This window comes from Embleya sp. NBC_00888, assembly GCF_045207655.1.
Lineage (GTDB): Bacteria > Actinomycetota > Actinomycetes > Streptomycetales > Streptomycetaceae > Embleya.
Genome location: NZ_CP108785.1, coordinates 4,455,994 through 4,470,142, shown reverse-complemented (window position 1 = coordinate 4,470,142; position 14,149 = coordinate 4,455,994). Strand labels below are relative to the sequence as shown.

10 protein-coding genes are annotated in these 14,149 nt (G+C 70.7%); 7 read left to right on the top strand and 3 right to left on the bottom strand.

Features of this window, described 5'->3' with window-relative positions; all coding sequences use genetic code 11:
* Window positions 1–59: 59 nt before the first annotated feature.
* Complete coding sequence (locus OG948_RS53800) at window positions 60–1,661, bottom strand: ABC transporter substrate-binding protein (RefSeq protein ID WP_331772391.1); 1,602 nt, start codon at window positions 1,659–1,661, stop codon at window positions 60–62.
* Between the two features lie 172 nt (window positions 1,662–1,833).
* On the opposite strand from OG948_RS53800, the gene OG948_RS53795 reads away from it, so the two are divergent.
* From OG948_RS53795 to OG948_RS53775, 5 genes are all read left to right on the top strand, one after another.
* The gene (locus OG948_RS53795; RefSeq protein ID WP_331772390.1) at window positions 1,834–2,982 is read left to right on the top strand and encodes a serine hydrolase domain-containing protein; all 1,149 of its coding nucleotides are present in this window, start codon (window positions 1,834–1,836) and stop codon (window positions 2,980–2,982) included.
* Between the two features lie 131 nt (window positions 2,983–3,113).
* Window positions 3,114–4,304, top strand: coding sequence for an anhydro-N-acetylmuramic acid kinase (locus OG948_RS53790; protein ID WP_331772389.1), 1,191 nt, complete (start codon window positions 3,114–3,116; stop codon window positions 4,302–4,304).
* A 2-nt stretch (window positions 4,305–4,306) separates the two neighbouring features.
* Complete coding sequence (locus OG948_RS53785) at window positions 4,307–5,869, top strand: GNAT family N-acetyltransferase (protein WP_331772388.1); 1,563 nt, start codon at window positions 4,307–4,309, stop codon at window positions 5,867–5,869.
* 774 nt (window positions 5,870–6,643) lie between these two features.
* Complete coding sequence (locus OG948_RS53780; RefSeq protein WP_331772387.1) at window positions 6,644–7,390, top strand: IPT/TIG domain-containing protein; 747 nt, start codon at window positions 6,644–6,646, stop codon at window positions 7,388–7,390.
* Between the two features lie 165 nt (window positions 7,391–7,555).
* On the top strand, window positions 7,556–8,857 hold the full coding sequence (locus OG948_RS53775) for an IPT/TIG domain-containing protein (protein ID WP_331772386.1): 1,302 nt from the start codon (window positions 7,556–7,558) through the stop codon (window positions 8,855–8,857).
* A 247-nt stretch (window positions 8,858–9,104) separates the two neighbouring features.
* Here the strand turns inward: OG948_RS53775 and OG948_RS53770 are convergent, their stop codons facing one another.
* Window positions 9,105–10,421: an ice-binding family protein gene (locus OG948_RS53770; protein WP_331772385.1), complete on the bottom strand. Its 1,317-nt coding sequence runs from the start codon at window positions 10,419–10,421 to the stop codon at window positions 9,105–9,107.
* 431 nt (window positions 10,422–10,852) lie between these two features.
* On the opposite strand from OG948_RS53770, the gene OG948_RS53765 reads away from it, so the two are divergent.
* On the top strand, window positions 10,853–11,428 hold the full coding sequence (locus OG948_RS53765) for a hypothetical protein (protein ID WP_331772384.1): 576 nt from the start codon (window positions 10,853–10,855) through the stop codon (window positions 11,426–11,428).
* Between the two features lie 125 nt (window positions 11,429–11,553).
* Here OG948_RS53765 and OG948_RS53760 read toward each other — a convergent pair whose 3' ends face one another.
* Window positions 11,554–12,891 carry a PLP-dependent aminotransferase family protein gene (locus tag OG948_RS53760; protein ID WP_331772383.1) on the bottom strand — a complete coding sequence of 446 codons (1,338 nt, stop codon included), beginning with the start codon at window positions 12,889–12,891 and terminating at the stop codon, window positions 11,554–11,556.
* 235 nt (window positions 12,892–13,126) lie between these two features.
* On the opposite strand from OG948_RS53760, the gene OG948_RS53755 reads away from it, so the two are divergent.
* Complete coding sequence (locus OG948_RS53755; protein ID WP_331772382.1) at window positions 13,127–13,972, top strand: aldo/keto reductase; 846 nt, start codon at window positions 13,127–13,129, stop codon at window positions 13,970–13,972.
* Window positions 13,973–14,149 lie beyond the last annotated feature (177 nt).

Below are 14,149 nucleotides of genomic sequence, written 5' to 3'. Positions count from 1 at the left end.
CGGCCGGGTGGCGTCCGGCTCGCGTGATGGTGGGCGGTCGCGAGCCGGTCGCCGCGGTGTCACTTGACGGTGGCCAGTGAGGTCAGCAGTTCGTCCGGGCGCGGGGCGAAGCCGTTGACGCCGGACTTGACCAGGTAGTAGTCGTCGGACCGGAACATCCACACCCAGGGGGCCTGGGCCGTGAGTTCCTTCTGGAGGTCGCCGTAGACGGCCTTGCGTCGGACTTCGTCGTTGGTGGCGTTGCCCTGTGCGAGCAGGTCGGCCAGCTTCGGCGACTCGATGCCGCCGGGCTTGGACAGGCTGCCGCCGGTGGCGAAGTAGCGCCCGTACATCAGGTAGGGGTCGTACGAGCCGCCGTTGAGCGCGACCGCGGCGTCGTAGTCCGCGGCCAGCCACGCCTGTACATAGGGCGAGGTGGGCAGTTGCCGCAGTTGCAGGTTCACGCCGATCTTCGCCAGTTGGGCCTGAAGGTTCTGCGCCTCGGCGCCGGCGGTGGCGTATTCGCCGGTCTCGACGATGGTGTTGAGGGTGAACCCCTTGGCGTATCCCGCGGACGACAGCAGTTCCTTCGCCCGGTCGAGGTCGCCGGGCGTGCAGGGCAGGCCGTCGGTGGGCGGGTACTGGTAGGCGGGGCTGGTGATCGGTCCGGTCACCTTGCCGTCGCCGTAGGCGGCCGTCTTCAGCACTTGGTCGCGGTCGACGGCGCATGCGATGGCCTGGCGCACCTGCTGGTTCTGCAGTGGGCCGCGGCGTCCGTTGAGCATCAGCGTGTGGTACGACAGGGCGGGTTGCTTGACCAGGTCGAAGCCGCCGCCCGAGCCGGCCTGCTGGGCGATGGCGGGATCGGAGATCTGGCCGATCTGGAAGGCCCCCGCCTTCATGCCGGACAGGATCGACGCCTCGTCGGGGATGACCCGGAAGGTGAGCGTGCCGATCGCCGGGGCGCCGCCGTAGTAGGTCCGGTTGGACGTGAGCACGACCTGCTGCCCCTGGTCCCACTGCTTCCAGGCGAAGGGCCCGGTGCCGTGCAGGGTCTTGCCGACGGTGCCGGCGGCGATGTCCTTGGCCGAGACGATCGAGGCGTTGACGGTGGCGAGGGAGTACAGGAGCGCCGCGGCCGGCTTGGACAGGTGAAGCACCACGGTGGCCGCGTCCGGTGTGTCCACGCCGGATATCACCGTCAGGTTGGAGCGCGCGACCGCGCCGGTGGCCTGGTCGAGGATCCGCTCGAGCGACGCCTTGACGTCGGCCGACGTGAACGGTGAGCCGTCCTGCCAGGTCACCCCGGAGCGCAGGGTGAGGGTGAGGGTCAGATTGTCCGGCGCGAGCGTCCACTTGGTCGCCAGGTCCGGCTGGATCGAGCCGTCGTTGCCGGTCTTGACCAGCGACGAGTAGACCAGGCCCAGGGTCTGCTGGGTCTGGAACGCGGTGGCGAGCTGCGGGTCGAGCTTGTCGATGTCGCCGGTGCGGGCGACCGTGAAGGCCGAGACGCCGCCCGACGACGAGCCGTTGCTGGGCGAACACGCGGCCAGGCCCAACGTCAGGGCGACCGCCGCGGCTGCGAGGCCTGTGCCGAGCCGACGTCTGCGCGCGATGGGGTTTCGAGGAGGGTTGGTTCCGGTCCGGGCGGTGCCGCGACCGGGCGCTGTACGAGCTGTCATGGCGACGTCCTTCGAGCGACGAGTTGCCATACGTTAAATCTTCACCTCAGTGACAGGCAAGAGGTAAACCATTAACCTGGCGCTCGTGACCCTCCCCACACCACCCCCGTCAGCGGTCCCTCCGTACGACGCGTCGTCGTCACCGGGACCGGTACGCCACACCGTCGGCCCGTTGGCCGACGCCGTCGCCGCCCTGGTCGGCGACACCCTCGAAGGCGCGCCGCCGCCCGGCGCCCTGGTCGCGGTCGCGGCCGGCGGGACGATCGCGTACGCGTCCACGGGCCACGCCAGATCCGGCGCGGCGGGTGTGCCACCCGTGCCGATGGAGTGGGCGACCAGGACCGACGCCGGATCGGTCAGCAAGGTCATGGGCACCACCGCCGCGCTGATGACCCTGACCGACACCGGCCGGATCTCGGTGGACGACCGGGCCGCCCGCTACCTGCCCGTCCCCGATCCGGAGATCAGGCTGCGCGATCTGCTGGAACACCGCGCGGGGCTGTGGGAGTGGTGGCCGCTGTACCTGTCCGCCGCACCCGCGGCCGGTGCGCCTGTGGACGCGTCCGCGGCGCTGGCGTTCGTCGGTCGGTTGCCCCAGCGCCACCGACCGGGGGCGGCGCGGCACTATTCGGACCTCGGGTTCATGCTTCTGGGCGGGGTCGTGGCCCGGGTCGGCGGAGGCCGCCTGGATCGAGCCGTCGGCGAACTGGTGCTCGCCCCATACGGGTTGGCCCAGACCGGATACGCCGCCCCGATCCCCGGCGGCCCGGTGGCGGCCTCCTCCCACGGCGACGGGATCGAGCGGCGCATGATCACGACGGGTGAGCCCTACCCGGTCACCGCGGATGCGGACGCGTTCGCCGGCTGGCGCCGGCACGTCCTGGTCGGCGAGGTGAACGACGGCAACGCCTTCCACGCCTTCGACGGCGTCGCCGGGCACGCCGGGCTCTTCACCACCGCGGCCGACCTGCTGCGCTTCGGATCCGTCCTGTCCGACAGCCTGCACGGCCGCGGCCCGGTACGCCGGGCCACCGCCGAACTCTTCGCCACTCCGGGAGCCGACCCGGGCCAGGCACTCGGGCTGCGCGTGTGGGACGGCCCGTGGGGCCGGGCGATCGGACACACCGGATTCCCCGGCGTCGCCGTCGCGGCACTGCCGGGACACGGCGCCGCCGTCGCCATGGTCACCAACAGACTGCACGCCGCCCCCACCGGATCCCCCGAATCGGCGCAGCGCACGGCGTTCCGGCCGACCGACACCATGTGGCAACTCGTACTCTCGGCGGCCGACCGGCACCTGACCGAGCGGGAAGGGCCCTGAGCCCGCCCTCCCCCGAGCGCGCACCGCCCGCGCCCCCGCATCGCCTCGGCCACGACCGACGAGGCACGCGGGCCACCGGACGGACACGACACACGACGTACGACATCGACCCATACAGACAGGAGACCGGAATGGATCTCACCGTCATCGGCATGATCTCCGGAACGTCCTACGACGCGATCGACGCCGCCGTGGCCGAACTCGCCCTGGACGGCGAAGAGATCGTCTGTCGCCCTCGCGGACTGCACAGCGAGGACGTACCCGAGGAACTCCGCTCCCGACTCGCCGCCGCACTGCCGCCACACCCCACCACCCTGGAGGAGGTGTGCCGCCTCGACACCGAGTTGGGCCGGTTGTTCGGCTCGGTGGCGGCCAACGCCAACGAGCGGATCGCGGGCGGCGGCGCGCAGTTGGTGGTGTCCCACGGCCAAACCGTCTTCCACTGGGTGGACGGCGGACGCGCGCTGGGCACACTCCAACTGGGCGCCGCTGCCTGGATCGCCGAGGCCACCGGCCTGCCGACCGTCTCCGACCTGCGGACCCGCGACATCGCCCGCGGCGGACACGGCGCGCCCCTGGCCTCCATCCTGGACGAACTCCTGGTCCTGGCCGACGAGTCCGATCCGAGCGGGCCCGTCACGCGCGGTTCGCTGAACCTGGGCGGCATCTCCAACATCACGGTGCGCGACCCGCACGGCCGGGTGATCGCCTACGACATCGGTCCGGCGAACGCGCTGATGGACTCCGCGGTCACCGACGGCACCGCAGGAGCCGAGCGGATGGACGCGGGCGGTGTCCGAGCGGCTCGAGGCCGGGTGGACCACGCGCTCCTGGACCGCCTCCTCGCCGAGCCCTACTACCGGCTGCCTCCCCCGAAGTCGACCGGCAAGGAACTCTTCCACGCCGACTACGTGCGCGACGCCGTCGGCGACCGGGCCATCACCACCGACGACCTCCTCGCGACGCTCACCGAACTGACCGCGCGCCTGGTCGCCGACGCCTGCCGGGAACACGGCGTCACCGAACTGGTCGCCGCAGGCGGCGGTGTACGCAACCCCACACTCATGCGCCGGATCGGCGAGATCGCCGCCCCGACCCGGGTACGGCCGATCGACGACTTCGGGTTGCCCGCGCAGGGCAAGGAGGCGTACCTGTTCGCGCTGCTCGGCTACCTGTCGGTGCACGGCATCGACGGGACCATCGCGTCCGCGACCGGCGCCGCGACCGGCTCGGTACTGGGCTCGCTGACCCCCGGCGCACGGCCGCTGGTCCTGCCCGACCCGGTCGGGGTACGGCCGCGGCGGCTGCGTGTGGTGACGTGACCATGGCCGACCACCCGGCCGCGACCCACACCCTGCGCCCGGCGGCCGCCGACGACCTGCCCGCGATGGCCGACGTGTTCATCCAGGCGTGGCGCTCGGGCTACCGGGGCGTCGTGCCGGACGAGGTGATCGACTCCCTGCGCCCCGCACAGGTCGCGCTGGAACTCGCGGGAGGACTCGACGACGCACGGCTGACCACTGTCCTGGCGACCGACACCGACGGACGACCGGTCGGGTTCGCGCGCTACGGCGACTCCGCCGAACATCCGGGCGACGGCTGCCTCGCGGCGTTGTACGTCCATCCCCTCGCGGCCGGCGCCGGCCTGGGCCGCCGCCTCCTGCGCCACGCCCTCGACGCGATGGCCGAACGCGACGTGTGGCTGTACGTCTTCGAGGCCAACACCCGCGCTCGCGGCGTGTACGACCGGGCCGGCTTCCGCCCGGCCGGCCCCCGCCGCACCGACCCGCGCCGGCGGACCCCGGAGGTGCTCATGCTGCGTCGGGCCCGCAACCGGCCGCGCCCGCTCGCGCCACTGCCCGATGTCGAGCTGCCGCGGATTCGCTCGGTGACCACCACGGTGCTGCGTCGGCCGCTGCGCCGACCGTTTCGCACCGCGCTCCGCACCGTCCGCGAGTTGTCGGCTGTCGAAGTGGTTCTGCGCACGGGGGACGGCGACACGGTGTCGGGCACGACCGTGGCGACTCCGGCGATCACCGGCGACACCGAGGAGGCGATACTCGCGGCCGTACACGGCCCGATAGCGAACGCGCTGTGTCGGGGTCCGCGCCCCTTCGGCGAGGGACTGGCGGCGGTCGCCGCCGCGCTGCGCGGGGTGCCGTCCGCGCGTGCCGCCGCCGACATCGCCCTGCACAACCTGGCGGCCCGACGGATCGACCCCGATCCCGGCGGACTAGAGGGCTTGGCGGCGCTGTTCGGCAACCGGCCCGCGCCGGTGCGCACCGACCTCACGATCAGCCTCGACGACCCACCCACCATGGCCGCCGCGGCGCGGGAGGCCGTCGCCGAGGGCTTCGACACGCTCAAGCTCAAACTCGCCGATCCCGAACACGATGTCGAACGCGTGGCCGCGGTCCACGCCGGGCTCGGCGGCGCCTCGCGCACGGCCGTCCTGCGTCTCGACGCCAACCAGGCATGGACCCGTGACGAAGCCGTCCGCACCCTGGATCGGATCGCCGCGCTGGACATCGACATCGAACTGGTCGAACAGCCGGTCGCCGCCGGCGACATCGACGGGCTCGCGTATCTGCGGGCACGGTCGCCGTGGCCGGTGTTGGCCGATGAAAGCGTCTTCACCGCCGACGACGTCCGACGCGTCGCCGACGCCTCGGCGGCCGACCTGGTCAACCTCAAGCTCCTCAAGTGCGGCGGCCTGGGCCCGGCCCGTGACGTGATCGCCGCCTGCGCCGAGGCGGGCCTCGGCCTCGTGGTCGGCTGCATGCTCGAACCCGAGGAGGGCGTGGCGGCCGCCCATGCCTTGGCCGCGGCCGCGTCCACGGGCCCGCACGCCCACGACCTCGACGCGGGCTGGTGGACCGCGACATGACACGCCGTTCCGTTGAACCTCACGTCCACCCCGTCGCGACCACACCGCCGCCTGCTCGGACACTCCGTGGCTGATCGAGACTCCGAAGTAGACAGCTCTTGCCCAGCCGATGCGTGGTGGATCCTGTTCCACTGTCTGCGACCAAAAACCCGTCGCTGACTGGGAGTTCCCGAACACACCCGGGCGGACGACCAGGCACGAGTGGCCACGAACGGTTCCTCCGGGGGCGGACAGGGGCTCCGGGCAGCGCGCGGAAAGCATGAAGAGGATCGCGAAACGCGAGATCGTGCGCTGACGTGCCCCTGTTGCGCTCCGCCATCAGAGTGAGCGGATACCGGAACTCTTGTGGCTGGATTCATTCGTATGGGTTACTGGAGCCATCCAACCGGTGGGCGCCCATCCTCTCGGGGGACACGGCATTCAGCGCATCGCCGACACCCCTGTACCAAGAGGTGAGCGGCTTCCACGCCAAGTGCGGTGATGGGCACCCCCGTTGGGACCTTGGATAGGCCGGTCGGTGTCGAAGACCAGGCACCGACCGGCCCAGTGACCCGTTTCACGCCAGAAGACACCGGCACGGGACACACCGTGATTCGTCTCTTGCTCCTCCAGCCCTTGCCCGGGGCGTCATCCGGTCGCCGATTCCGGCGACCCGGTCGGGATCCGCTCGTGCCCTGAACGATCGCTGCACGAGACGACTCCAAGGATCGGCGCAACCGTTCGGGCCGGCTCACAACCCGGTTCCGGATCGAGCAAGTCAACAAGGAGGAAATCGTGCCCATCTCACCGAACCAAGGATCCACCGGGGGCGGAACCCTGGTGACCGTAACCGGCACGAACCTCACCGGCACCACTGCGGTGAAGTTCGGAATCAAGCCGGCCACCAGTTTCACCAACGTGTCCCCCACCACGGTCACCGCCGTTTCCCCGTCCGGCAGCGGCACGGTCGGCGTGACCATCACCACCCCGGGCGGGACCAGCAACCCGATCCCGTTCTTCTACGTCGGCGCACCGTTCAAGGCCTCGCTCAGCGCCACCGCCGGAGCCACCTTGGGCGGCGAGACCATCACCATCAACGGCACCGGACTGTCGACCGCCACCAGCGTTTCGTTCGGCGTGACCAGTGTGAGCCCCACCATCGTGTCGGACAGCGTGATCACCGTCGTCGTGCCGTCCGGCGCGGCGGCCGGCTCGGTGGGCGTCACCGTCACCACCGCAGGGGGGACCAACAACGGTCTGACGTACACCTACATCGACGCCCCCACCATCACCCTCGTCAGCCCCGACCAGGGCCCCACGTCCGGCGGTACGGCGGTGACCATCACCGGCACCAACCTGGGGAGCACCGAACAGGTCACCTTCGACGGCACGGTGGCACCGTTCTCGGTCATCTCGAGCACCACGGTATCCGCCGTCTCGCCGGTGGGCGCCGCGGGACCCGCCGACGTCGCCGTCACCAACCCGGCCGACACCGTCGTCGACACGGGTGCCTTCACCTACGTCGCCGGCCCCGGCATCTGATGCGCCCCGGCGGTGGCCCGCCGCCGGGATCGCCCGAACCGTGCGATCGCACATCGCTTCGCCGTCCGTGTCCGACGAGGAGCACCGAAATCCCGCACCGAGCCACAGCGGATGGCCCGATCTCGGTCGTGGCTCACCCTTGCGCGAGACAAAGGACTGAAGGCTGTGAATCACCCCGAGTTTCAACAAACCGTCGGCCGGGAGGCCGTACTCGCCGCGCCTGTCGTTTCGGTGCTTTCCCCGGCGCAGGGGCCGGCCGCGGGCGGCAACACGGCGACGCTGACCGGGAGCGGTTTCACCGGCGCTTCCGCGGTGAAGTTCGGCACCACGTCCGCGACATCGTTCACCGTCGTCTCCGCCACCCAGATCACCGCCGTCGTTCCCACCGGAACTCCCGGCCCGGTCGCCGTAACCGTCACCACCCCGAGTGGCACCAGCAACGGCATCACCTACACCTATGTCCCGTTCGTTTCGGCGGTGTCCCCGGCGCAGGGGCCGGCTTCGGGCGGCAACACGGCAACGCTGAGCGGGAGCGGTTTCACCGGCGCTACGGCGGTGAAGTTCGGTACCACGTCCGCGACATCGTTCACCGTCGTCTCCGCCACCCAGATCACCGCCGTCGTACCCGCCGGAACCCTCGGCCCGGTCGCCGTAACCGTCACCACTCCGAACGGCACCAGCAACGGCATCACCTACACCTATGCCGGCGCGCCTGTCGTCACGGTGCTTTCCCCGGCGCAGGGGCCCGCTTCCGGCGGCAACACGGCAACGCTGACCGGGAGCGGTTTCACCGGCGCTTCCGCGGTGAAGTTCGGCACCACGTCGGCGACATCGTTCACCGTCGTCTCCGCCACCCAGATCACCGCCGTCGTACCCGCCGGAACTCCCGGTCCGGTCGCCGTAACCGTCACCACCCTCAGCGGCACCAGCGCTCCGAACATCTTCTACTTCTATCTCTCCGCACCGGTGGTCATCGGGGTCGACCCGGCGCAGGGGCCGATCTCGGGCGGCAACACCGTAACGCTGAGCGGGACCGGGTTCACGGGCACTACCGCGGTGAAGTTCGGCACCACGTCGGCGACATCGTTCACCGTCGTCTCCGCCACCCAGATCACCGCCGTCGTCCCGGCCGGAACCGGCACGGTTCAAGTCACGGTCACCACACCGGGCGGCACCGGCAACGACTTCCCGTACACGTACATTCCCGTGCCTGTCCTTTCGGCACTTTCCCCGGGTCAGGGGCCGACCTCCGCCGGCAACATCGTCACGTTGACGGGTGCCAACCTCACTCTCGTCGGGGCGGTGCGTTTCGGCGTCACCCTCGCCGCCTTCACCGTCGTCTCCGACACCGCACTCGTCGCGGTCGCTCCGATGGGGCCGGCCGGATCGGTCAACGTCACCGTTGAGACACCCGGTGGCACCAGCACCGGCCAGACGTACACAAGAGTTCCGCCACCGAGTGTGTGAGACGCCGAACGCCCGCGAGAGCCGCCCGACGGCCGTCGAGCCGCCGTAGTGCGTTCGCGCTTTCACGGCGATCGCGACCACCGCTCGCGCGCCATCCCCTCGCGGATCCGAACGGCCGCCCAGGGTCGGCGATTTCGGGCTTGGCAGCACGCATGCAGACGAAGGGTTGAAGGGTTCGGGGTCGTCCCCGCGGCGGAGGGGACGACCCCGAAGTGGTCGTCACGTCATCCGTCGGCGTGTGGGTTCTTCACCACGGTCGGGTGACGCCGTTGGTGTCCAGCGTCACGGAGCCGTCGCGGGCCAGGACCTGGCCGTTGACCGTCGTGCCGGCGTTCAGCGTGATCGATGTCTGCGCCAGGACCCTGCCTGCCAGAGCGGTGTCGGTACCCAGAGTGGCCGAACTTCCGATCAGCCAGATGACATTGCGGGCCGTGGCGCCGTTGGTGAGGAGCACACGGCTTGCGGTTGCCGTCGTCAGGGTCGATCCGATTTGAAAGATCCAGTCGGCGTTGCGGTCGCCCTCGGCGTCCAGCGTGAGCGTGCCGCTGAGCCCGATGGACGACACGGCGTTGTAGACGCCCGGAGACAACGTCAGGCCGCCCAGGTCTCCGGAGATGCTTGCGTCCGGGATCCGACCGACGGCGTCGTCGTACGTCGCGACCAGATCGGCGTGCGCCTCGACGGCGTCCGCGTCCGAAGTGTGGATGGTTCCGTTCACCTGGCCGGGCGGGAATCCGGTGACGGACACTCCCGGGCTCACGCCGAGGTCTCCGGTGACGGTGGTGAGGCCGGTGCTGGTGACCGACTGTCCGCCCAGTACCGCGAAGCGACCCAGATAGGTATAGGCGTCCGAGGCGGATGTGGTGCCACCGAGGGTGGTGACGGAGACATCGGCCGAGCCGAGCGCTCCCGCTGGTACCACGGCGTCGATCTCGGTGTCGGATGCGATCCGATAGGAGAGAGCGGGTATGCCGGCAAAGGTGACGCTGGTGGCGTACGAAAACGCGGTCCCGGTGATCACGACCACATTGCCGCCGCCGACCGGGCCCGAGTCGAGGGTGACGACGGTGATGGACGGCGAGTCGAGATACGTGTAGACGACTCCGCCGCCGACGCCGCCCCTGGCGCGTACGGTGACCGCAACCGGGCCCGCGGACGCCGCCGCGGGGACCGTCACGGTGAGTCGGCCATCGGAGTCGACAGTGAATTCGGCGGCCTGCGTGCCGAATCGAACCTCGCTCGTCGTGTAGAGGCCGAGGCCGGTGAAAGTCACCGTATTGCCGCCGGCCGGCGGGCCCGCAGGAGGTGGGGTGAGACGAAAGGAGGGCGGCGGCAGGTAGTAGAACGTGCCGACGACCCCCGTTCCTCCGGCGGTTGTCACGGAGACCGGAACGGGGCCGTGGCCGGAGGGGGTGATGGTGGCGGTGGTGGTGTCGCTGACGACCGTGAAGCTCGCAGCCTGGCGGGAGCCGTAGCGCACGCCGATGCTGCCGGTGAAGTGGCTGCCGGTGAGGGTCACCGCGTCGCCCCCGCCTGTGGATCCCTGGTTTGGTGAGACCGGCATGAGGTCGCTCCCTGAATCCATCGGTCGATGGACGGGACGTCCCTCGAGCCCGCCCGCCCCTCGACGACCGCAACGGTTTCACTTCCTCATTCAAGTAGCCCACCCGTGGAGTGCTGCGGCAATGCCAAGGACCTGATGTCACCCGAAAGGCGGGGTGTGCTCGGTACTCCCCGTCGAGCGGTCGTCTCCAACGCACCACCTCCGCACCACCCATGCACCCCCGCGAACAACACTGCGCCGTCGGCTCACGAATGCGTCCCGGGCCGGCCGAGGCACGCGCCGGGCCGGTGGTCGAGGAACATCGGGACGAGAACTCGGCGCCAATGCCTTCGCGCGCGTGCGGGTGCTTGCTAGGGTCGCGAACGCTCCGAGGGTCGTAGCGGGCGGGGGATCGAGTGAGCGGCCATGGTCAGCCGAAGTGGGCTTGGTGGGTGGTCGGGATCGTCATCCCGGTCGTCGGCATCGCGGTGACGATCTGGGTCGCCGTCGGTCTGTCGTTCGGTGGAGGCGACCGCTCGGACGAAGCCGCAACGGGCTCCGCGCGCTCGCCTTCGCGGACGCTGCCGGCGACGGCTGGTGGTTCCGCCCCCGACGTTCCACCGTGGGCCTCTCCACCCGCCGAGGCACCGCCCGAGGTGCGCATCGGCTCCGTCGAACTCGTGCTGGAACCAGGTTTGCAGTACCTGGACTTGGATGCCGGGCCTCCCATGGCGACGCCGTCCGCCGCGGGTGCCGAGCTCGTGGCGCTGTTCGACGCCCGCCCACCGTCACTGGCCACGGAGGGCCCGACCGCGAGGGTCGCTCGCCTGCCCCAAGGCGCCCGCGCCGCGACGCCCGCGGAATGCAGGGCCGCGCTGGCGAAGTACGGCAGCAGCCAAGCCGTTGCCGCCGCGGTGGGCACGCGTTACTGCGTGGCCACCGACGAAGGCCACGTGGCATACGTGGAGATCGTCCTCGGTGTGCCCGTGGAGCCGCACGTGCGTATGAAGGCGACGGTCTGGAAGTAACGCGCTGTACGGAGCCGGGACGGTTACGCCAATCGGCGAGGTCCTGTGCGGGCTGTTCGTCGTCGCCCTCTTGTGGTGCGCTGTGGGCCCTGGTTCGTGTGTGGTCACGGCACTGTCGTCGCAGGCTAGTCGACCGGTTCGTGCTCCGGGATCGAACCGGCCAGGGTTGCCAGGACCTCCAGAGCCGCCGACAGGGCGTCCGGGGTCGGGGAGGCCAGTCCCAATCGGATCGCATCGTGGGCGGTGGCGGGCGCGACCGCGAAGGCGGCGCCGGGTGTGACCGCGATGCCCCGGCGCGCGGCCGCCGCCACGAACGTGTCCGCCCGCCACGGTTCCGGTAGTTCCCACCAACACATGTAGGCGCCGGGAGCGGTCCGCAGCCGGAAACCCGCGAGCTTGGAGCGAACGGCGTCCTGACGAACGCGCGCGTCCACGCGCTTTGCCTCCAGAACGGCGGCGAGTGTGCCGTCGCTCATCCACCCGGTGGCCGCCTCCAGGGCGTAGCGCTGGGCCGTCCACGCACCGGTTCGCAGCGACGCGCGCACCGCGCCGGCGATCCGGTGCGGGACGACCGCCATCCCGATGCTCAGGCCCGGCGCCACACGTTTGGACAGGCTGTCGATGACGACGGCGTGCTCCGGAGCCCCGAGGGCGATCGGCGGCAACGCGGTGTCGCCGAACCGCGACCAGACCGCGTCCTCGATCATCGGAAGGCGCAACCTGTTCGCCAGGGCCGCGAGTTCGTTCCGCCGCTCGGCCGGCATCGTGATCGAGAGTGGGTTGTGCAGGGTCGGTTGGAGATAGATCGCCTGGAGTCTCGCCACACGGTGCGCGGCGGCGACGGCCGCGGGTCGTACACCGGCGGAGTCCATGGCCAGGGGGACGAGAACCACCCCCAGCCGTGCGGCGATCGCACGGACCACCGGGTAGGTCAGTTCCTCGACCCCGAGCCGGCCTCCGGGCGGAACGAGCGCGGCGATGGTGGCGGCGATGGCCTGGCGCCCGCTGCCCGCGAAGAGGATGTCGGCCGGGTCGGGGGCCCATCCGGCACACGCCAGTGTCGCCGCGGCCGCCGTCCGGGCCTCCGGGGTGCCGGACACGCCGACGGGGAGAAGGGCGTTCCGCAGGACATCGGGCCGATGCATGCGCGCGAGGCCCTCGGCAAGCAGCGGAAACTGCTCGGGGACCGAGGGCACGCTCAGTTCGAGATCGGCGGGGGCGTTCGAGGGGTCGGACAGTGCGAGGGGATGCTTGGCGGCGGCGCGGACGAAGGTGCCGCGGCCGACCTCACCGAGGATCAGTCCCCGACGACCCAATTCGGCGTAGACGCGCCCGGCGGTGGAGTTGGCGATGCCGTGGGTGCGGGCGAACTGCCGTTGGGTGGCCAGTCGATCGCCGGGCCGGAGCCGCCCCGCTTCGATGTCCGCCTGGACCGCGTCGGCCACGCGTCGGAAGTCTTCCATGCAAGTGCACCGCCTCGTAGCGTTCCCGAACTCCCAATTGCACCGAGTGCAATTTCATGATTGCACTGAATGCGGTATGTGCATAGCATCGCATGGTGATCGGTGCACGGGGGTTCCTCACGAAACCGCCGCGGTATCACTCGACACGGTCCCATTCGTCGACCTCGTCGACACCACGACCCGAGCCCGCACCCAGCGAGTGCCGTCTCGGCCGACTCCGACAAGGCCGGAGACGATGCATCCCGACTTCTTCACCATCGGCGGAAGTCCGTTGCCCCAGCGTCTGGGTCTGTCCACCAGGGGCCTGACCGCCCCGGGGATTCCGAGGACGCCCGAGGCGGGTCGACAGGCTCGAACCGTCCTGCGTCGAGCCGTCGACCGCGGGGCGCGCCTCGTCGATGTCGAGGACACCGCCGAGGAATGGGTCGCTCACGCGCTCCACCCCTATCCGGCGCACCTCCTGGTCGCGGCCCGCGCCGGCGACACGAACGCGGGTACCGGTGGCGCGTCCGCGCCGGATCACCCCGATCGGCTCCGTGCGCAGTGCGAAGCCGGCCTCCGCCGACTGCGTACGGAGACGATCGACCTCTACCGCTTGCCCGCGGCGGATCCCGCCGAGACGCCTTGCTGGATGGACCGACTCGGCGTGCTCGCGGATCTGCGCCGTGCGGGGAAGGTACGCCACATCGGGGTCGAGGCCGGCAGCATCGCAGAGGTGCGGCGGGCCATGACGATCACCGAGATCTCCTCCGTCCACGCCCCGTACAACGTCGCCGATCGGACCACGGAGGATCTTCTCGGGTTCTGCGAATCCCACCGCCTGGTGTTCGTGCCCCGACGGCCCCTGGGTACGGGGGCCCGGACGAGATCGGCCGTCACCGCCGTGGCCGAACGCCACGGAGCGAGCGCCGCCCAGATCGCACTGGCATGGCTGCTCGGCAATTCGCCGGTACTGCTCCCCGTCGTCGCCCCGAGCACACCGCGACAGCTGGACGCCTACTGGGAGGCCGCCGAGATCGACCTCTCCGACATCGATCTGGACGCCCTGAACACACTCGCCCGAAGGCACATACCGGCGTGACGCGTCGCCCGCACCCGCGTCCGAGTTCGCACCCGCGTCGACCCCCGCCGCTCGGCGACATGGTGCGCCCCCACGGCTGCCGCAGGCGATACGGCTGCTCGAGAAGGCGGCCGGCGCTCTTGGCGTCGGCAGGCCGACCCGGACACCCGGTCCGGGGCGGCGAAGCACGGCTCAGCA

What these genes read in the sequence shown, in the direction of transcription:
- OG948_RS53785 (WP_331772388.1), top strand. Translation starts at nt 4,307, where the DNA reads ATGGCCGACCACCCGGCCGCGACCCACACCCTGCGCCCGGCGGCCGCC.
- OG948_RS53755 (WP_331772382.1), top strand. Translation starts at nt 13,127, where the DNA reads ATGCATCCCGACTTCTTCACCATCGGCGGAAGTCCGTTGCCCCAGCGT.
- OG948_RS53770 (WP_331772385.1), bottom strand. Translation starts at nt 10,421, where the DNA reads ATGCCGGTCTCACCAAACCAGGGATCCACAGGCGGGGGCGACGCGGTG.
- OG948_RS53790 (WP_331772389.1), top strand. Translation starts at nt 3,114, where the DNA reads ATGGATCTCACCGTCATCGGCATGATCTCCGGAACGTCCTACGACGCG.
- OG948_RS53800 (WP_331772391.1), bottom strand. Translation starts at nt 1,661, where the DNA reads ATGACAGCTCGTACAGCGCCCGGTCGCGGCACCGCCCGGACCGGAACC.
- OG948_RS53760 (WP_331772383.1), bottom strand. Translation starts at nt 12,891, where the DNA reads ATGGAAGACTTCCGACGCGTGGCCGACGCGGTCCAGGCGGACATCGAA.